We start from the raw sequence: 23,428 nt of genomic DNA on the forward strand, positions 1-23,428 counted from the left end.
GGAGAAATTCATGAAAAAAGAAATGAAACATGCTTTAGTAGCTTTAGGACTGTCGACTTCACTAGTCCCAACTTTTGCTAGTCAAGTAGTTTATGCGCAAGAAAATGATATTGATTCTAGTAATGAGAGTTTTTACAAAACACGGGCAGATTTAAAGAGTGCAGTTAGAAATTATTCTGAACAAGTAAAGAAAAAAATATTAAAAGAAATTGATGATATTGATTGGTATACTGTACAATTTAAAGAGGTTGATGCTTTAAAACTCAAGAATGCCATAGTTAAAAAAATAGATGAGGTGATAGAGGAGAGAGAGGAAAATATAAATAGATTTTCAAAAAGAGATCATTACTATTCGTCTGACATAGAAGGAACTATTAATAGAATGAAAGGTGATATGCCTAACTCTTTAGAATATGTTTTTGATATTGCTAGAATAAAAAAATTTGACTTACTACTTCAGCAAGTAGAAAAAGATAGTAATTTATACTCATCTGTTGAGAAGGAAAAACTAATTAGCGATTTAAAAAGTTTTTACGGATCATTAACAGGCTGGTCGTTACCTCGGTCTCGTCATTTTGGCGATGATGAGCCATACAATGATAGTAACTTAACATTAAAAGAGTATGTTCAAAAATTATCAACTTTTTATAACAAAGTTGATAAATGGAGCCCTAGTTTAATTCCTACGGAAAAAAATATCAGAGAAATTAATGCTGTTGCTTTCATGGAGAAGACAGCCATTAGTAATGATGATACACTTTCAAAAGCAGATAAAGTTTCTATGTTTAGTAAGATTGATGATATAGTTGAAGAGGGGATACACAAAATCAGGAAAGAAGCAGGTCTTGTATATAAGGAAGAGACTGTAAGACACATGTTATCCCCTGAAGAGTTATCTGTCTTTACTAAGCGTATCGAAGATGTTTACCAAGGAAAAGCTAAGCCTAAGGTGACAAAAGAAGAGGCTATTCAAGCAGTTTCTACTGGAACTTCATCCTCAGTTTCAACTTGATCTCAAGCTATTATTACCTCTAATGGAGAGACTAAGAAAAATCATCAAGCAAGTAAGTGGTTTAAAGAGTCTGGCAAATGGTACTATAATGACCTTTCTGGCAATCTTGTAAGAAACCGTTGGGTAGGCCGTTATTATCTAAAATCAGATGCTTCAATGGCTGCAAGTGAATGGATTTATGATGAAGACTATAAGAGCTGGTTTTATGTAGATTCAACTGGTAGTTATGTGGAGAAAGCTTGGCAGGGAGAATACTACCTAAAACGTGGCGGTTACATGGCTAAGAGTGAGTGGGTATTTGATTCTCAGTATGATAGTTGGTATTATCTGAACCAAGATGGTAAGTACGCTCGTAATCAATGGATTAAAGACGGAGATAAGTGGTATTACTTGTTAGCTGATGGGAAATTGGCAAAAAATATGACCATTAACGGCTATAAAGTAAATGAAAAAGGTGAATGGGTATAATTTTTTAAGCTCTATTTAAGGTTAGCTGTGTATACTATAATCATTAAATAAAGACCTCCTAATATTATTTGAAACAGATAATACTGATTTAGTTTGAATTTGATTTTCATCTAATATCTTTATTTAATAGAACTCCTAAACTTTTTCATAATAATCTCCTGCAAAAGTCACCTGTCTGGGTGGCTTTTGTTTTATCATCCATGATATAATAGAAGCAAACGGAGGACGGAAAATGGTAAAAGTACGATTGTATTTGGTACGTCATGGCAAGACCATGTTTAACACGATTGGTCGCGCGCAAGGTTGGAGTGATACTCCCTTAACAGCTGAAGGTGAGCTAGGAATTCAAGAATTAGGAATCGGTTTGCGAGAATCTGGTCTACAGTTTGAGCGCGCTTATTCCAGTGATTCTGGTCGCACCATTCAGACTATGGGAATTATACTTGAGGAGCTTGGACTGCAAGGGAAAATCCCTTATCGCATGGACAAGCGTATCAGAGAATGGTGTTTTGGTAGCTTTGATGGAGCCTACGATGGCGATCTTTTCATGGGCATTATTCCTCGTATCTTTAATGTGGACCACGTTCACCAATTATCTTATGCGGAACTGGCTGAGGGCTTGGTAGAGGTTGATACAGCTGGTTGGGCTGAAGGATGGGAAAAACTCAGTGGTCGAATCAAGGAAGGTTTTGAAGCGATTGCCAAAGAAATGGAAGAACAAGGCGGGGGCAACGCCCTTGTCGTCAGCCATGGAATGACCATTGGAACCATTGTTTATCTGATCAATGGTATGCATCCGCATGGCCTCGATAATGGTAGCGTGACGATCCTTGAATATGAGAACGGCCAGTTTAGCGTAGAGGTTGTTGGTGACTGTAGTTACCGAGAGCTAGGATGGGAGAAGATGGAAGCGACCTCTATTTAATACTCTTCGAAAATCTCTTCAAACCGCGTCAACGTAGTCTTGTCGTAGATATGGTTACTGACTTCGTNNGATTTTCATTGAGTATAATCAGTCTAGACTTGCTTGCTATGAACTAGGGATTTGATAGGAATATCAAGATAAGAAAAAACAGCTGAGGGTAATCCTTTCGGCTGTTTTTGATGGGGGAAACTAAAGTGTAATGCTGTTGCTTTTAGAGATTTTCATAAACAAGAGCAAGGAACCTACTGTTAGAATAGTCAAGATAGTTGACAAGGCTGCGGCTACACCGTAATTCCCTCTGAGAACCTCTGTATAAATGGCTACAGTCATTGTTCTTGTTTTGACATTGTAGAGGAGGATAGAAGTAGAGAGTTCTGAAATCATTGTGACCCAAGATAAGATGGCTCCAGAAATAATACCAGATAGCATCATTGGAGTTGTAATCTTGGCAAAGGTATTGAGACGACTACTTCCTAAGCTTTCCGCGGCTTCTTCAATACTTGGTGCTATTTGTTGCAAACTAGCAACAGATGAGCGAATAGTATAAGGTAATCTTCTGACAGATAGGGACATAATCAAGATGAAAGCAGTTCCTGTAATCATAAGAAATCCACTTCCAAATAGGCCAGTATTGAAGGAAGAAATGAAGGCAATCCCTAGAACGGTTCCTGGTACAATATAAGGGACCATACTGAGGCTGTCAATTAAGTTTGTAAATAAATTCCGTTTTCTAACGGCTAGGTAGGAGATAAATGTTGCAAATAGGACAACTAGAACTAAGGCAATCAAAGGGATACGAATAGTATTGAAAATAGCAGATCCCATACGATTGAAAGCTACCTTGTAACTGTTTAGAGAATAGCCTTTGACAAATACCATACCTGATGTTTTTAGGAAAGAAGTATAAATCAAGTAGACTTGAGGTAGAACAGAGAACAAGATAATTCCGTAGACTGTTGCATAAATGGCAGCCATTTTTCCTTTTGTAGTTTTTTTAGGCTCAATTGGATGGAGCGAATTCATGCTGAAACTGTAGCGGTTTGCAATGTATTTTTGGATAAGGAAAATCGCCAAGGCAATGATAATCGCCATAATTGCTAAAGCAGATGCAAAAGCAGAATTTCCTCCAACCTCGCTAATAAATTGGGTATAAATCAGGACAGGGAAAGTCCGATATCCTTCGCCAATCAACATAGGCGTTCCAAAGTCTGAGAATGCTCTCATAAATACAAGCAGGGCAGCAGCTAGTAAGGTTGGAACGAGGAGAGGTAAAATAACCGTTACGATACGCTTAAATCCGAAGGATCCCATACTTTCAGCGGCTTCAAGTAGAGAATTATCAATACTCTTCATTGTCCCAGCAACGTATAGAAATACTAGTGGGAATAATTGTAGTGTAAAGACAAGTACAATTCCTTTGAATCCATAAATATCGATAGCTGGAAGATGAAGGGTATTTGTCAGGAATTTAGTAATGACCCCATTTCGTCCCAGCAAGAGAATCCAGGAGTAGGCTCCCACGAAAGGAGCTGACATGGAAGCAATGATAATCAATATTTGTAGAAATTTCTTCCCCTTGAAGTCATACATAGAGAAGAGATAAGCTAATAGGGTTCCTACAACTAAGGAAGTGACAGTAGCGGTAATGGAAACCTTGAAACTGTTGACAAGTGTCTCAGAGTAGTAGGCTTTACCAAAGAAAGTGACAAAATTAGCTAGTGAGAATTGCCCTTCATGTATGAGTGCTTGCTTGAGCACGGTAACGATAGGATAAACGAGAAAGACAAGATAGGTAAGAAAGATGAAGAAAGAGGAGGCTGTCCAAATATTTAGTTTTTTACGTTCCATGGTTGACTCCTTTTATCAGGTTTTGGGAACCATCTGCAGAAAAGACGTTTAATTTTTGAGTATTGATTCGTAGACGAATACGATCGCCTTTTTGTAGATCTTCTTCAAAAGTTGATTCTTCGCTAACTTGAATTTTTGAGGCAAAACCTGTCTCAATGAAATACTCCGTATTTAGTCCAAGATAGACGCTATCGCTAATAGTTCCTTCAATATCTCCAGATTCATCTTTGATAAACTCTTCAGGACGAATACTTACATGAATAGCTTGTTCCTCAGCCTGATCAAGAGCTGGCATTCGAAGAGCATAGCCATCTGAAAAGACGATATAAGCGCCGTCGCTCCGTTTTTCAAGAGTGGCAGGGATAATATTTGTGCGTCCGATAAAGGTTGCCACAAACTCATTAGCTGGTTTATGATAGAGTTCTTTTGGCCGACCGATTTGTTGGATGACTCCGTCTTTCATAACAGCAATTTGATCTGAAATAGCCATGGCTTCTTCTTGGTCGTGGGTTACATAGACGGTTGTAATTCCCACTTCGTGTTGGATTTCTCGAATAGCTTGACGCATATCCAAGCGAAGTTTGGCATCTAGGTTACTGAGCGGCTCGTCCATGAGGAGAACACTTGGATTAACAGCTAAGGCGCGTGCCAAGGCGACACGTTGTTGTTGTCCACCACTAAGTTTATCGGGCTTTCGATCCGCATATTGAGCAATTTGCATGAGTTCAAGATACTTGTTGGTCTGTTGGACCAATTCTTCTTTTGGAACTTTCTTCTGCTTGAGACCAAAAGCAACATTATCTCGAACAGTCAAATGTGGGAAAATAGCGTAGTTTTGGAAAACCATGCCGATATTGCGTTTGCTGGGTTCCATATTATTGATTTTTGTATCATCGAAGTAAAATTCTCCGCCTTCGATACTGTTGAAACCTGCAATCATACGAAGAAGAGTCGTTTTCCCACACCCTGAAGGCCCAAGAAGGGTAAAGAGACTTCCTTTTGGAATTGTAATATTCAAATTCTCAATAACAGGGACATCGTGGTAGATTTTTTTGGCGTTAATAATTTTGATCTCACTCATAGTGAACCTCTTTTACTGTTTAGATTGGATATCTGTAAAGACTTCGTTGTATTTCTTGACGATATCTGATTTATTCTTGATGACATAATCATAATCTTCAGTGAGTGTTTTGATTTTGTCAATTGGTTTCATATTTTCGCTTGTTTTAGCATTTTTACGAACAGGACGGTTAGTAGTGGTTGTACCAAGTGTATCTTGTACTTCTTGAGAGATAATAAAATCGATAAATTTCTTGGCATTTTCCATGTTTTTAGCTTTTTTAACGATAGCAGCACTAGCAGGTAGGAAGACGGTTCCTTCTTTTGGATAGACAACTTTGATGTTAGCTCCGTCATTTAAGAGTTTAACTGCTGGATCTTCATAAGAGAGACCAACAGCCATTTCTCCGTCAGCGACTGCTTTATAGACACCAGATGAGCTTGAACCGATTTTACCATCAATAAGTGTGAAGAGATCTTTTACATAAGACCAAGCTTTATCGTCTTTGTAACCACCTTGAGCTTGTAGCATATTTGTTAATTGAGCAAAGGCGCTAGAAGAGTTTGCTGGGTCAGCAGTTGCGATTTTTCCTTTTAGTTCAGGTTTGAGAAGGTCGCTATATCCTTCGATGTTCATGCCTTTCGTTAAATCAGGATTGACGATTAAAACACTACCATCTAGTGTATAAGGAGTAGAGTAACCAGTTGTGTTTTGATATTCTTTGATAACATTATCATTTTCTTTTGAAGTATAGTTTTCAAAGAGTTCTCCGTGGGTAGCATATTGTGTATAAGAACCACCAAAGATGACATCAGCTACAGGAGCTTCTTTTTCTGACTCCAGTTTTTTGAAAAGTTCTCCAGTACCAGCTTGAATCAGTTCTACTTTGATACCATATTTTTCTTCAAAGGCAGGAATAGTTGCTCCGATTAAGCCCTCTGAGTTTGGTGAATAAACGACTAGCGAACCGCCGTCTCCTTTATCAGATGAACCGCCATCGGCAGATTCATTAGAAGAACAAGCAGCAAGACCAAAAAGAGCTAGTCCGCAAGCAGCATAATACATCCATTTCTTTTTCATGATGGATACCTCCGTTGTGTTATTTAAGTTTATTTTAAAACAATGTAAGCGTTTTTAAAACCGATAATTCTATTCTATTAGAGTAAAATTCTCTACAAAAAGAAGAATAGCTTATTTTACTATTCTTCCGAGTGATTTCAATTCCTTTGGGGAAATATGGAGATACTTTTTAAATACTTTAGCAAAATATTTATAGTCTGAAAATCCAACTTGATCAGAGATGTCGCTTAGAGGGGAGTTGGGAGATTCAGCCATCTTCTCTATAGCTTGTTTCAGGCGATATTGTAAGATATATTCATTTAGAGTCATGGGGAAATCTTCTTTGATCACTTTATATAGATAGCTTTCGCTATAGTTTAAAGCTTCAGCAATAGTCGCAATCGTAAAATGCTCTGCATAATGCTTGTGGACAAAGGAAATAATTTGTTGAATGATTTGGTTTTGTGTATCAACCTGTTGGATAGAGGTGAGTAAAGTTTGATATTCTTCTAAAAAAGGAGTTTCTTGATAGGTGCTACCTTGTAATCGCAAAACAATGTTTTGAAGACATTCTGTCAATTCCTTGGTATCAATTGGCTTGGATAAGAAATCAACTGCTCCATATTGCATGGCTTTTTTGGCATTTTGAAAATCGTTATAACCTGATAAGATAACTTTTTCATAGGAAAGGGTACGAGTGGCTTCAAACATCATAAAAGCATCCATAATTGGCATTGTGATGTCTGTTAAGACAATATGAGGTTCTTTTTCTTGGATGAGTTTCATTCCCTCTTGACCGTGACTGGCAGTTCCTACGACTTGGATACCCAAGGCAGAGTAGTCTACGGCAATCTCTAGCCATTTTCGAATGAGGTGTTCGTCTTCTACGATAATGAGCTTAAACATGAGTTAGTCCTTTCGTTATAAATTTGACCCAAGTTTCTCCATGGCGATTGACTCCTAAATCTAGCTGGACATCAGAAAAGAAATTGCTCAATCGTTTGTAGCTGTTCACGATGCCATGCTGGGTATGAGGGCTTTCTAAAGAGTCTAAAATAGCGAGTCGCTCTTGTTTTGTGAGCCCTCCGGCATTATCCTTGACTAAAAAAGTCAGAGAATCTGCTTCCAAGGTAATTTGGATATCAATATGAAGATCAATACGGTATTGCATCCCATATTTTATAGCATTTTCTACTAGAGGAAGCAAGAAAAGTTTAGGAATAGGCTGATTATCAACAGTTTCTGGGCAGACAATATCATAGGAAAAGTGCTCGAAACGAATCTTATGAATCATCAGGTAATCCTCTATAATCTTTAAATCTTGACAAATGGTTGTTTCTTTTTCTAAATCCGTGATACTGTAGCGAAGAATGCGCGTGAGGTTTTGAATCAGGTCTTGTGTGAGAGCAGCATCCATTAAAGAAGTGATTTTAATCGTCTCAAGTGTATTGTAGAGAAAATGAGGATTGAACTGAGCTTCCAGCATTTTTCTTTCAAAAATCCACTTTTCTTTTTCTATGGTCAACATTTTTTGATGAAGTTGATCTAATTCGTACAACATATTGTTGATTTTTTCTGCCATAAACTCAAACTCATCACCTGTTTGTAGAGAAAGCCTTTTTTCTGCTTGTTTAGGAATTTCTTGAAGTTGATAAACCAAACTTTCAATAGGAACAGCATTGTGTGTAGCAATCTTATGAGCAATTCGTCTCGCTTGCCAGAAGTAGAGGAAGAATATACATAAGGTGAGGACGGAGGCTAGACCGAGTAAGCTAGGAATGGGAAAGAAGGATTGAAAAGTATAGATTGAAAAAATAGCACCGACTTTTTCTTTTTGAACAATAAGCGGTTCATTCGCATACCAGTGGGTGCGAGAGTGTAGGAGTTTTTCATCCAATTTTTCAAGAGTGGAACGAGTAAACTGATTTGTATTGTTAGAAAACATATTTCCAAAGCTATCGGTAATGATGTATTTGGAATTGATCATTGGGAAACTTGAAATGAAATCATTTTCATTTACGAAAGCAATAGTATAGGCCTTAACTCGTTGGTTTTGGACTAGTGGTTTGATAAAGAGTGTGTAATGTCGCTTGTCTGAAGAGAGTGCAATTTTTTCTGTCACTTTATCTTGAGAAGGATTTTGAGTGAGCAATTTTAGATAGTAGGGTGATAAAATACTTTCTTGATGATTTCGATTGGTACTAAATAGTAATTCACCTGTATCGTTTAGAATAATGAGGTCAGAACTAAGTTTTAATTTAGCTTTTGTCTCGTAAAATAAGCTAAAGACTTCTCGCTCTGTGTGTTTGCCATCCAAAAATCCAGGAATCATTTTATAGTTCATAGTGGTCAGGAGCTCATTATTTGCTTCTTTCATTTCTTGAACTTGTTTGACAATCTGTCTCGTGTCTTTGGAGAGTTGCTGCTTTTGTAAAAAATAGGAAAAACCAAAAAGTAAAATGAGTAGTAAAAGAGAGGTCACAAAGGCTGCGATAGAGCTTCTATGGAGAATTTCTTTTTGGAGCGATTTTTTAAAGGAATGAGACATCTGCTACCTCCTTGGAAGGGTTTTCTGTTATAAGTATAGCAGTTTAAAAATTTTAGAGCAAGGTAAAATAGAAAAGTATAGAATAGAACGAGACCAAATTCCCTCAAAAATGGTATAATAGTAACATCACAAAATTGGAGAGAGACCATGAGTTTTTACAATCATAAAGAAATTGAGCCTAAGTGGCAGGGCTACTGGGCAGAACATCATACATTTAAGACAGGAACAGATGCATCAAAACCTAAGTTTTATGCTCTTGATATGTTCCCTTATCCGTCTGGAGCTGGTCTGCACGTAGGACACCCAGAAGGTTATACTGCAACCGATATCCTCAGTCGTTACAAACGTGCGCAAGGCTACAATGTTCTTCACCCAATGGGTTGGGATGCTTTTGGTTTGCCTGCAGAGCAATACGCTATGGATACTGGTAATGACCCAGCAGAATTTACGGCAGAGAACATTGCCAACTTCAAACGCCAAATCAATGCGCTTGGATTTTCTTATGACTGGGATCGTGAAGTCAACACAACAGATCCAAACTACTACAAGTGGACGCAATGGATTTTCACCAAGCTTTACGAAAAAGGCTTGGCCTATGAAGCGGAAGTGCCAGTAAACTGGGTTGAGGAATTGGGAACAGCCATCGCCAACGAAGAGGTCCTTCCTGATGGAACGTCTGAGCGTGGAGGCTATCCAGTTGTCCGCAAGCCAATGCGCCAATGGATGCTCAAAATCACGGCTTACGCAGAGCGCTTGCTCAATGACTTAGATGAACTAGATTGGCCAGAGTCTATCAAGGACATGCAACGCAACTGGATCGGGAAATCAACTGGTGCTAATGTAACCTTCAAGGTTAAGGGAACTGATAAGGAATTCACAGTCTTTACCACTCGTCCTGATACTCTTTTCGGTGCGACTTTCACTGTTTTGGCTCCTGAGCATGAATTAGTAGACGCTATCGTAAGTTCAGAGCAAGCAGAAGCAGTTGCAGACTACAAACACCAAGCTAGCCTCAAATCTGACTTGGCTCGTACAGACCTTGCCAAGGAAAAAACTGGGGTCTGGACAGGTGCTTATGCCATCAACCCTGTCAATGGCAAGGAAATTCCAATCTGGATTGCGGACTATGTTCTTGCTAGTTATGGAACAGGTGCGGTTATGGCTGTGCCTGCCCACGACCAACGTGACTGGGAATTTGCCAAACAATTTGACCTTCCAATCGTCGAAGTACTTGAAGGTGGAAACGTTGAAGAAGCTGCCTACACAGAAGATGGCCTTCATGTTAATTCAGACTTCCTAGATGGATTGAACAAAGAAGACGCAATTGCCAAGATTGTGGCTTGGTTGGAAGAAAAAGGCTGTGGACAAGAGAAGGTTACCTACCGTCTCCGTGACTGGCTCTTTAGCCGTCAACGTTACTGGGGTGAACCAATTCCAATCATTCATTGGGAAGATGGAACTTCAACAGCTGTTCCTGAAAGTGAATTGCCACTTGTCTTGCCTGTAACCAAGGATATCCGTCCTTCAGGTACTGGTGAAAGTCCACTAGCTAACTTGACAGACTGGCTTGAAGTGACTCGTGAAGATGGTGTTAAAGGTCGTCGTGAAACCAACACCATGCCACAATGGGCAGGTTCAAGCTGGTACTACCTCCGCTATATCGATCCACACAACACTGAGAAATTGGCTGATGAGGGCCTTCTCAAACAATGGTTGCCAGTAGATATCTACGTGGGTGGTGCAGAGCATGCTGTACTTCACTTGCTTTATGCTCGTTTCTGGCACAAATTCCTCTATGACCTCGGTGTGGTTCCAACAAAAGAGCCATTCCAAAAACTCTTTAACCAAGGAATGATTTTGGGAACAAGCTACCGTGACCACCGTGGGGCTCTTGTGGCAACCGATAAGGTTGAAAAACGTGACGGTTCTTTCTTCCATGTGGAAACAGGAGAAGAGTTGGAGCAAGCACCAGCCAAGATGTCTAAATCTCTTAAGAACGTTGTCAACCCAGACGATGTGGTGGAACAATACGGTGCCGATACCCTTCGTGTTTATGAAATGTTCATGGGCCCACTTGATGCTTCAATCGCTTGGTCAGAAGAAGGTCTGGAAGGAAGTCGTAAATTCCTTGACCGTGTTTACCGTTTGATTACAAGTAAGGAAATTATTGCGGAAAACAATGGTGCTCTTGACAAGGTTTATAACGAAACCGTTAAAGCTGTCACAGAACAAATTGAGTCCCTCAAATTCAACACAGCCATTGCCCAACTTATGGTCTTTGTCAACGCGGCTAACAAGGAAGAAAAACTTTATGTAGACTACGCCAAAGGCTTTATCCAATTGATTGCACCGTTTGCTCCTCACTTGGCAGAAGAACTCTGGCAAACTGTTGCAGCAACAGGTGAGTCAATCTCTTACGTGGCTTGGCCAACATGGGACGAAAGCAAATTGGTTGAAGACGAAATCGAAATCGTCGTCCAAATCAAAGGAAAAGTCCGTGCCAAACTCATGGTCGCTAAAGACCTATCACGCGAAGAATTGCAAGAAATTGCTCTAGCGGATGAAAAAGTCAAAGCAGAAATTGACGGTAAGGAAATCGTGAAAGTAATTGCGGTACCGAATAAATTGGTTAACATTGTTGTGAAATAAAAAGAAGTAACTCTAGAGTATGAACTTTAGAATAGGTCAGAATGAATAGATTAGTGAACGATAGCAGGAAGTGTGAAATTTTATTATTTAAGATTTCTATTATTGTAGTGTCAGTTATAGTATTAGTAATGTCAATAGTGGGTGCATATTATTTTAAAAATTGTCTTTGGGACAAGGAAAGTTTAAATTTGACACTCACTTTAGACACTCTCTTTGCAGTTTTTATTACTTTCTTTAGTTTTTCAAATGATAAATCAAGCAATATTTTTGGAATATCTCCAAATGAAATTATAAGGACACAGTCTGAAGTGTATCAATTTTTATTTACAAAATCTTTTGCAACTCTATTAATAGTGACAAATTTGTTATCCATTATTCATTATTTTGGAGCCAAAAATTTAATAGTTTCTTTTAATGAAACTTATCCTCGTATTCAATCCAGTGTTGGTATCATGTGGCTACCACTGTTTGGTATTCTGATAATCTATTTTATTTGGCTCTTAATAGAGGGATTAAAATATATCAGAAAAATAAATTATATTATTCAAAATAGGGAAATAATCTATTTTTATTCGCAGGTAAAAGTTGTAGATAAACTTACTGATTCTGAATCGAAAAAATACGGTGAATATATTGATTTGTACGAATCGTGTCGTCAGAACAATTTAAGTGTTCTACTTAACTTTCTTCAAAATTCGGATGATAAACGAGGAGTTATTGCTAGTAACTCAGTGAGAATTATGTTTGAATCTTTGGATAAAGCAGACCAAATTGCGGCCCTGAATATTTGTAGAAACTATGTAGCACGAGAAAATGTTTTAAATAAAGAAGATGCAGAAAAATTGTTAAATGAAATTGATAAAAAACTTGAAATTAGCAGATAGGACAATTCAAATAGAGTTGAGTAAAAAGTTTGAAAAGTGAAACAAGGAGAAAGCTATGCCAGTAAATGAATATGGTCAGATGATTGGTGAGTCAATGGAAGGTTATACACCCGGTGCACTGCCTTCTATTGATTTCTTAGAAGGGCGTTATGCTAGGATAGAGGCTCTCTCGGTAGAAAAACATGCGGAGGATTTGTTAGCTGTTTATGGCCCGGATACTCCTCGGGAGATGTGGACCTATCTTTTTCAGGAGCCAGTAGCAGATATGGGGGAGCTGGTTAGCCTTTTAAATCAGATGTTGGCTCGTAAGGACCGTTTTTACTATGCAATCATAGACAAGGCGACTGGTAAGGCTTTGGGAACTTTTTCTCTCATGCGCATTGACCAGAATAACCGAGTAATAGAAGTCGGAGCAGTCACTTTTTCTCCAGAGCTAAGGGGTACACGGATAGGAACTGAGGCTCAGTATCTCCTAGCTCGCTATATTTTTGAGGAGCTAAACTATCGTCGCTATGAGTGGAAATGCGATGCTCTTAACCTGCCATCCAGACGAGTTGCGGAGCGTTTGGGATTTGTCTATGAAGGAACCTTCCGCCAGGCGGTGGTTTATAAGGGACGGACGAGGGATACGGATTGGTTGTCTATGATTGATAAGGACTGGCCTCAAGTCAAAGATCGTTTGGAAACATGGCTGCGTCCTGAAAATTTTGATAAAAATGGACAGCAGTACAAGAGCTTGAGAGAACTTTAAGAGGTGTTGAGATGATTACTATTAAAAAGCAAGAAATTGTCAAGCTAGAGGATGTTTTGCATCTCTATCAGGCTGTCGGTTGGACAAATTATACCCATCAACCAGAGATGCTGGAGCAGGCCTTATCGCATTCATTAGTAATTTATCTGGCACTTGATGGTGATGCTGTGGTGGGCTTGATTCGTTTGGTTGGAGATGGATTCTCATCAGTTTTTGTACAGGATTTGATTGTTTTACCAATCTATCAGCGTCAAGGGATTGGTAGTGCCCTAATGAAAGAGGCCTTAAAAGATTACAAAGATGCTTATCAAGTCCAGCTGGTGACAGAAGAGACAGAAAAAAACGTGGGATTTTATCGTTCTATGGGCTTTGAAATCTTATCCACCTATAATTGTATAGGGATGACTTGGGCGAATCGAGAAAAATAACAAAACTTGTTTTTTCTTAAGCAAAGTTTAAGGATGGTCTAGTATTATATAGTCATTAAATAAAGACCTCCTAACTTTATTTAATGAAATCCTAAAACTTTTTTTCATCATAATCTCCTAATGAAGTCACCTAATCAGGTGGCTTTTTGTGAGGTGATAGTGATAGTGATTTTCTGCAAAATGGTAGAATCTGAGAAAAGTTAAGCTAGTTTTAAGCTTCGTCTTGTATCATATAGTTATTAAATAAAGACCTCCTAACTTTATTTAATAAAATCCTAAACTTTTCTTTTTCATAATAATCTCCCTTAACTCCACCCGATTAGGTGGAGTTTTTTGGCTCTATTTCAGGCTTTTGGGGACTATTCTAAAAATCATTTTTCGATATTTTTCGGTATTTTTCGGATTTTGGTCGGGGAATTGGCGGGGGCTTTTTTAGCGAATATGATTAAGAAATAGGTCTGTTGTACCTTCAGCTACTTCAACCTCACTTTGAATGTAAGTGACTGTTAATTGAAGGACTAGAACTACTGTAATAATGATTTTGCTTGTCCAGTAGTGGCGTATTAAATGAGGAGTGACATATAAGATTGTCTCTTCGTTTACTAAATCAAAATTTCTATGAAATTGATAGAATCCCTAATTTTCTCTTAAACTTGAAAGTCTTGTTGTAAAGTGGTTAAAGCTTGAGAAGCTGAGGATGTAAAGTTTTGACAAATTTTGTGAACTGTGAGATAATGGAGAGGAATTAAGGATTAGTTCTATATCATGGACTAGAAAAGACCCCAAGCTAACTTCCACATTAAGCTTGGGGTCTTTTTTGACACTATCTATCTTTGTTTAGCCATTTATCGACTAAGCGAAGGATGACACCGACCACAATCGGTCCGATGATAGTTTTAAGGATTAGTTCCATTATGGGCTATCTCACCTCCTTTCGCAGGCGGTGTAGCAGTGCCGTAGAATATTATACCATAAAGTAATCTACTCTCTCATATTATACTAAAGTCAAAAAACATCTTATAATAGTAGTTATGAAACTCACAAACGAAGAAACACAAAAAATTGAAAAACTCCTAAGAGATTCATCGTACGCCGAATACCACAAACGTCTATAGATTATATTTTATTCAAAAGAGTTATAAGGAAATCATGGATCTGCTAGATTGCAATAAAACAACTGTTTGGAGGAATTTGAAAAATATAAGGAGTTTGTATGCTCTTCTTCAAGAGACTCGTGGTGGACGTCATAGAGAATATAGGACTTACGAAGAAGAACAAGCATTTCTAAAACGTCATATAGAAACTGCTCAAGCTGGGGAATTTGTAACTGTCAATCAGTTATTTGCATCCTATCAAAAAGAGATTAGTCGCACTTCCACACGTGATGGTTGCTATTATCTCCTGAAATGCCATGGTTGGCGAACGGTCACTCCTCGACCTGAGCATCCCAAGAAGGCAGACGCTCAGACAATTGAGTATGAACAAGAATCACCTCATTTGTCTTAGAGTGCTATATTTTAGAAAAATTGAAATGGCAAAGTTCTTTTGAGATAATTTTGTTAGTTGAAATTGTTTAGCTAGGCTCAGTGATTGAAACTTTTTAAATCGCATTTATTTAAAAAAATTAAAATTACCCTCAAAAATGCTTTTTTTTTTAGGAAATATAATATAATAGTTGAAAAAGATTAAAGGAAATTTCTTATGGCTAAGAAAATCAAAGATGAAAATGGGAATGTATATGTGAAAAAAACACCTTTTTATAAAAAATGGTGGTTCATATTGATTGTTATTATTGTTGTATTTGGTGTAGTTAAAGGTGGAAGTGGAAGTAACTCCACTAAGCAGGAAGTTGCATCTAGTTCAAGTACGCAAACAGCAGCATCAGAAGAAACTGCTCAAACAAAGGCAACAGAAAAAAATAAAAATAAGGAAGAGGAGACAAAAGCTAAGGCAGAGAATAAAATCGGAGAAGTTGTTAAAGTTGGAGATGTTGAATATATCGTGAATTCAAAATCTCTGTCTCAAAATGTTGGAGGAGAATTTGGCAAAAACGCAAATGGTATTTATTTAATTCTGAATGTGACGGTAAAAAATAATGGTAAAAAATCTATAACTGTTACGGATGATTTCTTTAAGCTTTTAAAAGATGATACAGAGTACTCAACTGATAGTACAGCTGGTATCTATGCAAATCAGGAAGCAAAATTCTTTTTGTCAGAATTAAACCCTGAAAATAGTATCACAGGAAATGTGGTATTTGATGTGAATACGGAGACTGCAGATGCTTCAGGCTTACAGTTACAAGTACAAACAGGTGTTTTTGGAACTCAAAGAGGAAAAATTAGTCTAGATTAGTCTGAATTAAAAATGCAAAATGTCTATTTTTTAGTAGATGTTATGCATTTTTTCTTATTCTTTACATTTGTTTTTATGTTATGGTTTTAAAAAATTAGTAATCTAGGAATTATGTTGAAGTGGAGAAAATGGTGCAAATTGGATTTTGAAGCCTTATCCACCTATAATTGTATAGGGATGACTTGGATCAACAGAGAAAAATAATAAAACTTGTTTTTGCTTAAGCAAAATTTAAGGCTAGTCTAGTATTATATAGTCATTAAATAAAGACCTCCTAACTTTATTTAATAAAATCCTAAACTTTTCTTTTTCATCATAATCTCCCTTAACTCCACCGGGACTGGTGGAGTTTTTTTGCTCTATTTCAGGCTTTTCGGAAGTTTTCTAAATATCATTTTTCAATAGCTTTCTCTAAATCTTATAAACTTTATTGGACAGATTCTAAAGTTGGAGAAGCTGAATGGATGAGGATATAAACCTTTGACAAAATTCGTGAACTATGGGATAATAAAAAGGAATTGAGTACTAGTTCTATATCATAGGCTAGAAAAGACCCCAAGCTCACGACCAAATAAGCTTGAGGTCTTTTTTGACACTATTTGTCCTTGTTTAGCCATTTATCGACTATACGAAGAACGACACCGACCACAATTGGTCCGATGATAGTTTTGAGTACTAATTCCATCATGGGCTATCTCACCTCCTTTCGTAGGCGGTGTAGAAGTTCCGAACAATATTATACCACATAAGTGCTAGACTCGGGAGTCACAATCCAGTGGCTTTTTTGTTTGTGGCTTGGTTTTTTGATATAATAGAGCCATGAGTAGAATTTTAGATAATGAGATAATGGGGGATGAGGAGTTAGTAGAACGCACGCTCCGTCCTCAGTATTTACGTGAATATATCGGACAGGATAAGGTCAAGAACCAGCTCCAAATCTTTATCGAAGCTGCCAAAATGCGGGATGAAGCGCTGGATCATGTGCTCTTATTTGGCCCTCCAGGCTTGGGAAAAACGACCATGGCTTTTGTTATTGCCAATGAACTAGGTGTCAATCTCAAGCAAACGTCTGGGCCTGTCATTGAAAAAGCCGGTGATCTGGTAGCGATTTTGAATGACTTGGAGCCTGGGGATGTCCTTTTTATTGATGAGATTCATCGCTTGCCCATGTCTGTGGAAGAGGTGCTTTATAGTGCCATGGAGGACTTCTACATTGATATCATGATTGGTGCTGGTGAAGGCAGTCGCAGCGTTCATTTGGAGTTGCCACCTTTTACCTTGATTGGGGCGACGACTCGGGCTGGTATGCTCTCAAATCCGCTACGGGCACGTTTTGGGATTACAGGTCATATGGAGTATTATGCCCATGCTGACTTGACGGAAATTGTTGAGCGGACGGCAGATATTTTTGAGATGGAAATCACCCATGAGGCAGCATCTGAGTTGGCCCTACGTAGTCGTGGGACCCCTCGTATTGCCAATCGTCTCCTCAAGCGCGTGCGCGATTTTGCCCAGATAATGGGGAATGGGGTGATCGATGATCTTATTACCGATAAGGCTTTGACTATGCTGGATGTTGACCATGAAGGTCTGGACTATGTGGACCAGAAAATCCTTCGTACCATGATTGAGATGTACGGAGGTGGTCCTGTTGGTCTAGGAACTCTTTCTGTTAACATAGCAGAAGAACGTGAGACGGTGGAAGACATGTATGAGCCTTACTTGATTCAAAAAGGTTTTATCATGCGGACACGGTCTGGACGGGTGGCGACTGCTAAGGCTTATGAGCATTTTGGGTATGAATATATTGAAAAATAAGGCTGAAATTTTAGACTCTTTCAGAGAAAATCCGGATATGATGGCTATTCTGACTATCATCCGAAACCTTGGTCTGAAAGATTCCTGGTTGGCAGCAGGTTCTGTCAGAAATTTTATCTGGAATCTCTTGTCAGACAAATCCCCTTTTGACTGTGAAACAGATGTAGATGTAATTTTCTTTGATCCAGATATTTCTTATGAGGAAACCTTGTCTCTAGAGAAAAAGTTGAGAGAGGATTTTCCTCAGTACTAGTGGGAATTGAAAAATCAGGTCTGTATGCATCAGCACAGTCCTCATACTGCTCCCTATAGCAGCTCTTGTGATGCCATGAGTAAGTATCCAGAACGATGTACGGCTGTTGGACTGCGCTTGAATGAAGATTCTACTTTAGAACTCTTTACTCCTTACGGACTCGAGGATATTTTGAATTTTCAAGTTCGTCCAACTCCTCATTTCTTAGAAAATGAAGACCGAATGGAGCTTTATCAAACACGTTTATCCAAGAAAAATTGTCAGGAGAAATGGAAAAATTTGATTTTTAAAACTTCTTAAGGAAACTTTAAGCTAGGGAGTGTATACTGAGTTCATAAGTTAAGAAGACCTTAACTTAAACTCCTAAAACTTTTTCATAATAATCTCCCTATAAAAAATAAAGTCGCCCAATCAGGCGGCTTATTTTTTTGAAAAATGGGCTTGGTGCCTGAGAATAATACTCAATGAAAATCAAAGTGTAAACTAGGAAGCTAACCGCAGGTTGCTCAAAACACTGTTTTGAGGTTGCAGATAGAGCTGACGTGGTTTGAAGAGATTTTCGAAGAGTATAAATAGCTTAGTGATAGAAGAAAATAGGGAAATATGGTATAATGAAACGATAGATTTTTGAATAGGAATAAGATCATGTTTGGATTTTTTAAGAAAGATAAGGCTGTGGAAGTAGAGGTTCCGACACAGGTCCCTGCTCATATTGGCATCATCATGGATGGCAATGGCCGTTGGGCTAAAAAACGTATGCAACCGCGAGTTTTTGGACATAAGGCGGGCATGGAAGCATTGCAAACTGTGACCAAGGCAGCTAACAAACTAGGCGTTAAGGTTATTACGGTCTATGCTTTTTCTACAGAAAACTGGACCCGTCCAGATCAGGAAGTCAAGTTTATCATGAACTTGCCAGTAGAGTTTTATGATAATTATGTCCCGGAACTGCATGCGAATAATGTTAAGATTCAAATGATCGGAGAAACGGACCGCCTGCCTAAGCAAACCTTTGAAGCTCTGACCAAGGCTGAGGAATTGACTAAGAACAACACAGGTTTGATTCTTAATTTTGCTCTTAACTATGGTGGACGTGCTGAGATTACACAGGCTCTTAAGTTGATTTCTCAGGATGTTTTAGATGCCAAAATCAACCCAGGTGACATCACAGAGGAGTTGATTGGTAATTATCTTTTTACCCAGCATTTACCTAAGGAGTTACGAGACCCAGACTTGATTATCCGTACCAGTGGAGAATTGCGTTTGAGTAATTTCCTACCATGGCAGGGGGCCTATAGTGAACTCTATTTTACAGATACCTTGTGGCCTGATTTTGACGAGGCGGCCTTGCAGGAAGCCATTCTTGCCTACAATCGTCGTCATCGCCGATTTGGAGGAGTTTAGGAGGAAATATGACACAGGATTTACAGAAAAGAACCTTGTTTGCAGGGATTGCACTGGCTATTTTCCTACCGATTTTGATGATTGGGGGACTCTTGCTTCAGATAGCAATCGGAATCATAGCCATGCTAGCCATGCATGAACTTTTGAGGATGAGAGGTCTAGAGACCATGACGATGGAGGGCCTCTTGACCCTCTTTGCAACCTTTGCATTGACCATTCCCTTGGAGAATTACCTGACTTTTTTGCCAGTTGATGGGAATGTGGTTGCCTATAGTGTTTTGATTTCAATCATGTTAGGAACGACCGTTTTTAGCAAGTCTTATACGATTGAGGATGCGGTTTTCCCTCTTGCTATGAGCTTCTACGTGGGCTTTGGATTTAATGCTTTACTAGATGCTCGTGTTGCAGGTTTAGATAAGGCGCTTTTGGCCTTGTGTATCGTCTGGGCGACAGACAGTGGTGCCTATCTTGTTGGGATGAACTATGGGAAACGAAAGTTAGCACCAAGGGTATCGCCTAATAAAACCCTTGAGGGTGCCTTGGGTGGTATTTTAGGAGCGATTTTAGTAACCATTATCTTTATGATAGTTGACAGTACAGTTGCTCTTCCATATGGAATTTACAAGATGTCAGTCTTTGCTATTTTCTTTAGTATTGCTGGACAATTTGGTGATTTACTAGAAAGTTCGATCAAACGTCATTTTGGTGTTAAGGATTCTGGGAAATTTATCCCTGGACATGGTGGTGTTTTGGATCGTTTCGATAGTATGTTGCTTGTATTTCCAATCATGCACTTATTTGGACTCTTTTAATCAAAAGACGGAGGAAACGCTATGCTCGGAATTTTAACCTTTATTCTGGTTTTCGGGATTATTGTAGTGGTGCACGAGTTCGGGCACTTCTACTTTGCCAAGAAATCAGGGATTTTAGTACGTGAATTTGCCATCGGTATGGGACCTAAAATTTTTGCTCACATTGGCAAGGATGGAACGGCCTATACCATTCGAATCTTGCCTCTGGGTGGCTATGTCCGCATGGCCGGTTGGGGTGATGATACAACTGAAATCAAGACAGGAACGCCTGTTAGTTTGACACTTGCTGATGATGGTAAGGTTAAACGCATCAATCTCTCAGGTAAAAAATTGGATCAAACAGCCCTCCCTATGCAGGTGACCCAGTTTGATTTTGAAGACAAGCTCTTTATCAAAGGATTGGTTCTGGAAGAAGAAAAAACATTTGCAGTGGATCACGATGCAACGGTTGTGGAAGCAGATGGTACTGAGGTTCGGATTGCACCTTTAGATGTTCAATATCAAAATGCGACTATCTGGGGCAAACTGATTACCAACTTTGCAGGCCCTATGAATAACTTTATCTTGGGTGTCGTTGTTTTTTGGATTTTAATCTTTATGCAGGGTGGCGTCAGAGATGTTGATACCAACCAGTTCCATGTCATGCCCCAAGGGGCCTTGGCTAAGGTGGGAGTGCCAGAAACGGCACAAATTACCAAGATTGGCTCACATGAGATTAACAACTGGGAAAGCTTGATTCAGGCTGTGGAAACAGAAACCAAAGATAAGACGGCCCCGACTTTGGATGTGACTATTTCTGAAAAGGGGAGTGACAAACAAGTCACTGTTACACCCGAAGAAAGTCAAGGCCGTTACCTTCTAGGTGTTCAACCGGGAATTAAGTCAGATTTTCTATCCATGTTTGTAGGTGGATTTACAACTGCAGCCGACTCGGCTATCCGAATCCTATCAGCTCTGAAAAATCTGATTTTCCAACCGGATTTGAACAAGCTAGGTGGACCTGTTGCCATCTTTAAGGCAAGTAGTGATGCTGCTAAAAATGGAATTGAGAATGTCTTGTACTTCTTGGCAATGATTTCTATCAATATCGGGATTTTTAATCTTATTCCGATTCCAGCTCTGGATGGTGGTAAGATTGTGCTCAATATCCTGGAAGCCATCCGCCGCAAACCATTAAAACAAGAAATTGAAACCTATGTTACCTTGGCCGGAGTGGTCATCATGGTTGTCTTGATGATTGCTGTGACCTGGAATGACATTATGCGACTCTTTTTTAGATAATCGAGGAATATTATGAAACAAAGTAAAATACCTATCCCAACGCTTCGCGAAATGCCAAGCGATGCTCAAGTTATCAGCCATGCTCTTATGTTGCGTGCTGGTTATGTTCGCCAAGTATCTGCAGGTGTTTATTCTTACCTACCACTTGCTAATCGTGTGATTGAAAAAGCTAAAAATATCATGCGCCAAGAATTCGACAAGATTGGTGCCGTTGAGATGTTGGCTCCTGCCCTTCTCAGTGCAGAATTGTGGCGCGAATCAGGTCGTTACGAAACTTACGGTGAAGACCTTTACAAACTAAAAAACCGTGAAAAATCAGACTTTATCCTAGGTCCAACACACGAAGAAACCTTTACAGCTATTGTCCGTGATTCTGTTAAGTCTTACAAGCAATTGCCACTCAACCTTTACCAAATCCAGCCTAAGTATCGTGATGAAAAACGCCCACGTAATGGACTTCTTCGTACACGTGAGTTTATCATGAAGGATGCTTATAGTTTCCACGCTAACTATGATAGTTTGGATAGTGTTTATGATGAGTACAAAGCAGCCTATGAGCGTATTTTCACTCGTAGTGGTTTAGACTTCAAGGCTATTATTGGTGACGGTGGAGCCATGGGTGGTAAGGATAGCCAAGAATTTATGGCCATTACATCTGCTCGTACAGACCTTGACCGCTGGGTTGTCTTGGACAAGTCAGTTGCCTCATTTGACGAAATTCCTGATCAAGCGCAAGAAGAAATCAAGGCAGAATTGCTCAAATGGATAGTCTCTGGTGAAGATACCATTGCTTACTCAAGTGAGTCTAGCTATGCAGCTAACTTAGAAATGGCAACAAACGAGTACAAACCAAGCAACCGTGTTGTCGCTGAAGAAGAAGTTACTCGTGTTGCAACGCCAGATGTTAAATCAATTGATGAAGTTGCAGCCTTCCTCAATGTTCCAGAAGAACAAACGATTAAAACCCTCTTTTACATGGCAGATGGTGAGCTTGTTGCAGCCCTTCTAGTTGGAAATGACCAACTCAACGAAGTCAAGTTGAAAAACTACTTGGGAGCAGATTTCTTTGACGTTGCTAGCGAAGAAGAAGTGGCGAATCTTGTTCAAGCAGGATTTGGTTCACTTGGACCAGTTGGTTTGCCAGAGAATATTAAAATCATTGCAGACCGTAAGGTACAAGATGTTCGCAATGCAGTTGTCGGTGCTAACGAAGATGGCTACCACTTGACTGGTGTGAATCCAGGTCGCGATTTTACTGCAGAATATGTGGATATCCGTGAAGTTCGTGAGGGTGAAATTTCCCCAGACGGACAAGGTGTTCTTAACTTTGCGCGTGGTATCGAAATTGGTCACATCTTTAAACTCGGCACTCGCTATTCAGCAAGCATGGGAGCAGATGTCTTGGATGAAAATGGCCGTGCTGTGCCAATTATCATGGGATGTTACGGTATCGGTGTCAGCCGTCTCCTTTCAGCAGTGATGGAGCAACACGCTCGCCTCTTTGTTAATAAAACGCCAAAAGGTGAATACCGTTACGCTTGGGGAATCAACTTCCCTAAAGAATTGGCACCATTTGATGTGCACTTGATCACTGTCAATGTCAAGGACGAAGAAGCACAAGCCTTGACAGAAAAGCTTGAAGCAAGCTTGATGGGAGCTGGTTACGAAGTCTTGACGGATGACCGTAACGAACGTGTTGGTGTTAAATTCAGCGATAGCGACTTGATTGGATTGCCAATCCGTATCACTGTTGGGAAGAAAGCAGCCGATGGCATCGTAGAAGTGAAGATTAAAGCGACTGGTGATACTATCGAAGTTCATGCAGATAACTTACTTGAAACGCTTGAAATCCTCAGCAAGAAATAAAAACTAT

Annotated in this window: 18 protein-coding genes and 3 pseudogenes; 14 read left to right on the top strand and 7 right to left on the bottom strand. The window is 39.2% G+C overall.

Going from position 1 to position 23,428, the window contains the following annotated elements; translation table 11 throughout:
• Positions 1-10: 10 nt before the first annotated feature.
• Together HT688_RS00955 and HT688_RS00960 are read left to right on the top strand one after the other, a co-directional pair.
• Positions 11-1,480: pseudogene (locus tag HT688_RS00955) on the top strand (N-acetylmuramoyl-L-alanine amidase family protein).
• A 232-nt stretch (positions 1,481-1,712) separates the two neighbouring features.
• The gene (locus HT688_RS00960) at positions 1,713-2,405 is read left to right on the top strand and encodes a histidine phosphatase family protein (RefSeq protein WP_000241534.1); all 693 of its coding nucleotides are present in this window, start codon (positions 1,713-1,715) and stop codon (positions 2,403-2,405) included.
• Between the two features lie 189 nt (positions 2,406-2,594).
• Here HT688_RS00960 and HT688_RS00965 read toward each other — a convergent pair whose 3' ends face one another.
• From HT688_RS00965 to HT688_RS00985, 5 genes are all read right to left on the bottom strand, one after another.
• Positions 2,595-4,253: an ABC transporter permease gene (locus tag HT688_RS00965; protein ID WP_172923458.1), complete on the bottom strand. Its 1,659-nt coding sequence runs from the start codon at positions 4,251-4,253 to the stop codon at positions 2,595-2,597.
• Positions 4,243-5,334, bottom strand: coding sequence for an ABC transporter ATP-binding protein (locus HT688_RS00970; RefSeq protein WP_084928770.1), 1,092 nt, complete (start codon positions 5,332-5,334; stop codon positions 4,243-4,245). Before HT688_RS00970 ends, HT688_RS00965 begins: the two co-directional genes overlap by 11 nt.
• Before the next feature lie 12 nt (positions 5,335-5,346).
• A complete protein-coding gene (locus HT688_RS00975; protein WP_000731166.1) occupies positions 5,347-6,393 on the bottom strand; it encodes an ABC transporter substrate-binding protein in 1,047 nt (348 codons plus the stop codon).
• Between the two features lie 111 nt (positions 6,394-6,504).
• The gene (locus HT688_RS00980) at positions 6,505-7,278 is read right to left on the bottom strand and encodes a response regulator transcription factor (RefSeq protein WP_172923459.1); all 774 of its coding nucleotides are present in this window, start codon (positions 7,276-7,278) and stop codon (positions 6,505-6,507) included.
• A complete protein-coding gene (locus HT688_RS00985) occupies positions 7,271-8,920 on the bottom strand; it encodes a sensor histidine kinase (protein WP_172923461.1) in 1,650 nt (549 codons plus the stop codon). The genes HT688_RS00980 and HT688_RS00985 overlap by 8 nt, the downstream gene beginning before the upstream one ends.
• Positions 8,921-9,067: 147 nt before the next feature.
• Here HT688_RS00985 and leuS point away from each other — a divergent pair, with 147 nt between their 5' ends.
• From leuS to HT688_RS01005, 4 genes are read left to right on the top strand one after another with little or no spacing between them, the layout of a single operon-like run.
• Positions 9,068-11,569, top strand: a complete 2,502-nt coding sequence (gene leuS, locus HT688_RS00990; RefSeq protein ID WP_000011746.1) for a leucine--tRNA ligase — start codon at positions 9,068-9,070, stop codon at positions 11,567-11,569.
• A gap of 41 nt (positions 11,570-11,610) precedes the next feature.
• Positions 11,611-12,453 (top strand): hypothetical protein, encoded by an 843-nt coding sequence (locus HT688_RS00995; RefSeq protein WP_001081167.1) that lies wholly within the window; start codon positions 11,611-11,613, stop codon positions 12,451-12,453.
• Between the two features lie 55 nt (positions 12,454-12,508).
• Positions 12,509-13,204, top strand: a complete 696-nt coding sequence (locus tag HT688_RS01000; protein WP_001144903.1) for a GNAT family N-acetyltransferase — start codon at positions 12,509-12,511, stop codon at positions 13,202-13,204.
• Between the two features lie 11 nt (positions 13,205-13,215).
• Positions 13,216-13,632: a GNAT family N-acetyltransferase gene (locus tag HT688_RS01005; RefSeq protein ID WP_000628388.1), complete on the top strand. Its 417-nt coding sequence runs from the start codon at positions 13,216-13,218 to the stop codon at positions 13,630-13,632.
• A gap of 823 nt (positions 13,633-14,455) precedes the next feature.
• Here HT688_RS01005 and HT688_RS01010 read toward each other — a convergent pair.
• Entirely contained in the window at positions 14,456-14,548 is a 93-nt protein-coding gene (locus HT688_RS01010) for a type I toxin-antitoxin system Fst family toxin (RefSeq protein ID WP_000970294.1), read from the bottom strand.
• Positions 14,549-14,663: 115 nt separating this feature from the next.
• On the opposite strand from HT688_RS01010, the pseudogene HT688_RS01015 reads away from it, so the two are divergent.
• Positions 14,664-15,105: pseudogene (locus tag HT688_RS01015) on the top strand (transposase); the annotation flags it as partial.
• A 228-nt stretch (positions 15,106-15,333) separates the two neighbouring features.
• Entirely contained in the window at positions 15,334-15,987 is a 654-nt protein-coding gene (locus tag HT688_RS01020; protein ID WP_050207592.1) for a DUF4352 domain-containing protein, read from the top strand.
• A 595-nt stretch (positions 15,988-16,582) separates the two neighbouring features.
• Here the strand turns inward: HT688_RS01020 and HT688_RS01025 are convergent.
• A complete protein-coding gene (locus tag HT688_RS01025; RefSeq protein WP_000970381.1) occupies positions 16,583-16,675 on the bottom strand; it encodes a type I toxin-antitoxin system Fst family toxin in 93 nt (30 codons plus the stop codon).
• 131 nt (positions 16,676-16,806) lie between these two features.
• On the opposite strand from HT688_RS01025, the gene ruvB reads away from it, so the two are divergent.
• The 6 genes and pseudogenes from ruvB to HT688_RS01055 all read left to right on the top strand — a co-directional run bounded on the left by ruvB (position 16,807) and on the right by HT688_RS01055 (position 23,421).
• On the top strand, positions 16,807-17,805 hold the full coding sequence (gene ruvB / locus HT688_RS01030; RefSeq protein ID WP_081005517.1) for a Holliday junction branch migration DNA helicase RuvB: 999 nt from the start codon (positions 16,807-16,809) through the stop codon (positions 17,803-17,805).
• A pseudogene (locus HT688_RS01035) lies at positions 17,786-18,358 on the top strand (nucleotidyltransferase family protein). The gene ruvB and the pseudogene HT688_RS01035 overlap by 20 nt, the downstream one beginning before the upstream one ends.
• 345 nt (positions 18,359-18,703) lie before the next feature.
• Positions 18,704-19,462 (top strand): undecaprenyl pyrophosphate synthase, encoded by a 759-nt coding sequence (uppS, locus tag HT688_RS01040; RefSeq protein WP_000466722.1) that lies wholly within the window; start codon positions 18,704-18,706, stop codon positions 19,460-19,462.
• An 8-nt stretch (positions 19,463-19,470) separates the two neighbouring features.
• Positions 19,471-20,274 carry a phosphatidate cytidylyltransferase gene (locus HT688_RS01045; protein WP_000189868.1) on the top strand — a complete coding sequence of 268 codons (804 nt, stop codon included), beginning with the start codon at positions 19,471-19,473 and terminating at the stop codon, positions 20,272-20,274.
• A gap of 21 nt (positions 20,275-20,295) precedes the next feature.
• On the top strand, positions 20,296-21,555 hold the full coding sequence (rseP, locus tag HT688_RS01050; RefSeq protein ID WP_000900657.1) for an RIP metalloprotease RseP: 1,260 nt from the start codon (positions 20,296-20,298) through the stop codon (positions 21,553-21,555).
• A 12-nt stretch (positions 21,556-21,567) separates the two neighbouring features.
• Positions 21,568-23,421, top strand: a complete 1,854-nt coding sequence (locus HT688_RS01055) for a proline--tRNA ligase (protein ID WP_054392882.1) — start codon at positions 21,568-21,570, stop codon at positions 23,419-23,421.
• Positions 23,422-23,428: the final 7 nt, after the last annotated feature.

The sequence above is a fragment of the Streptococcus sp. 1559 genome, assembly GCF_013276735.1.
GTDB lineage: Bacteria > Bacillota > Bacilli > Lactobacillales > Streptococcaceae > Streptococcus > Streptococcus pseudopneumoniae.

Bases quoted from the DNA above. Each gene is read 5' to 3' on its own strand.
- HT688_RS00960 (WP_000241534.1), top strand. From the start codon at position 1,713: ATGGTAAAAGTACGATTGTATTTGGTACGTCATGGCAAGACCATGTTT.
- HT688_RS00965 (WP_172923458.1), bottom strand. From the start codon at position 4,253: ATGGAACGTAAAAAACTAAATATTTGGACAGCCTCCTCTTTCTTCATC.
- HT688_RS00970 (WP_084928770.1), bottom strand. From the start codon at position 5,334: ATGAGTGAGATCAAAATTATTAACGCCAAAAAAATCTACCACGATGTC.
- HT688_RS00975 (WP_000731166.1), bottom strand. From the start codon at position 6,393: ATGAAAAAGAAATGGATGTATTATGCTGCTTGCGGACTAGCTCTTTTT.
- HT688_RS00980 (WP_172923459.1), bottom strand. From the start codon at position 7,278: ATGTTTAAGCTCATTATCGTAGAAGACGAACACCTCATTCGAAAATGG.
- HT688_RS00985 (WP_172923461.1), bottom strand. From the start codon at position 8,920: ATGTCTCATTCCTTTAAAAAATCGCTCCAAAAAGAAATTCTCCATAGA.
- leuS (WP_000011746.1), top strand. From the start codon at position 9,068: ATGAGTTTTTACAATCATAAAGAAATTGAGCCTAAGTGGCAGGGCTAC.
- HT688_RS00995 (WP_001081167.1), top strand. From the start codon at position 11,611: ATGAATAGATTAGTGAACGATAGCAGGAAGTGTGAAATTTTATTATTT.
- HT688_RS01000 (WP_001144903.1), top strand. From the start codon at position 12,509: ATGCCAGTAAATGAATATGGTCAGATGATTGGTGAGTCAATGGAAGGT.
- HT688_RS01005 (WP_000628388.1), top strand. From the start codon at position 13,216: ATGATTACTATTAAAAAGCAAGAAATTGTCAAGCTAGAGGATGTTTTG.
- HT688_RS01020 (WP_050207592.1), top strand. From the start codon at position 15,334: ATGGCTAAGAAAATCAAAGATGAAAATGGGAATGTATATGTGAAAAAA.
- HT688_RS01025 (WP_000970381.1), bottom strand. From the start codon at position 16,675: ATGATGGAATTAGTACTCAAAACTATCATCGGACCAATTGTGGTCGGT.
- ruvB (WP_081005517.1), top strand. From the start codon at position 16,807: ATGAGTAGAATTTTAGATAATGAGATAATGGGGGATGAGGAGTTAGTA.
- uppS (WP_000466722.1), top strand. From the start codon at position 18,704: ATGTTTGGATTTTTTAAGAAAGATAAGGCTGTGGAAGTAGAGGTTCCG.
- HT688_RS01045 (WP_000189868.1), top strand. From the start codon at position 19,471: ATGACACAGGATTTACAGAAAAGAACCTTGTTTGCAGGGATTGCACTG.
- rseP (WP_000900657.1), top strand. From the start codon at position 20,296: ATGCTCGGAATTTTAACCTTTATTCTGGTTTTCGGGATTATTGTAGTG.
- HT688_RS01055 (WP_054392882.1), top strand. From the start codon at position 21,568: ATGAAACAAAGTAAAATACCTATCCCAACGCTTCGCGAAATGCCAAGC.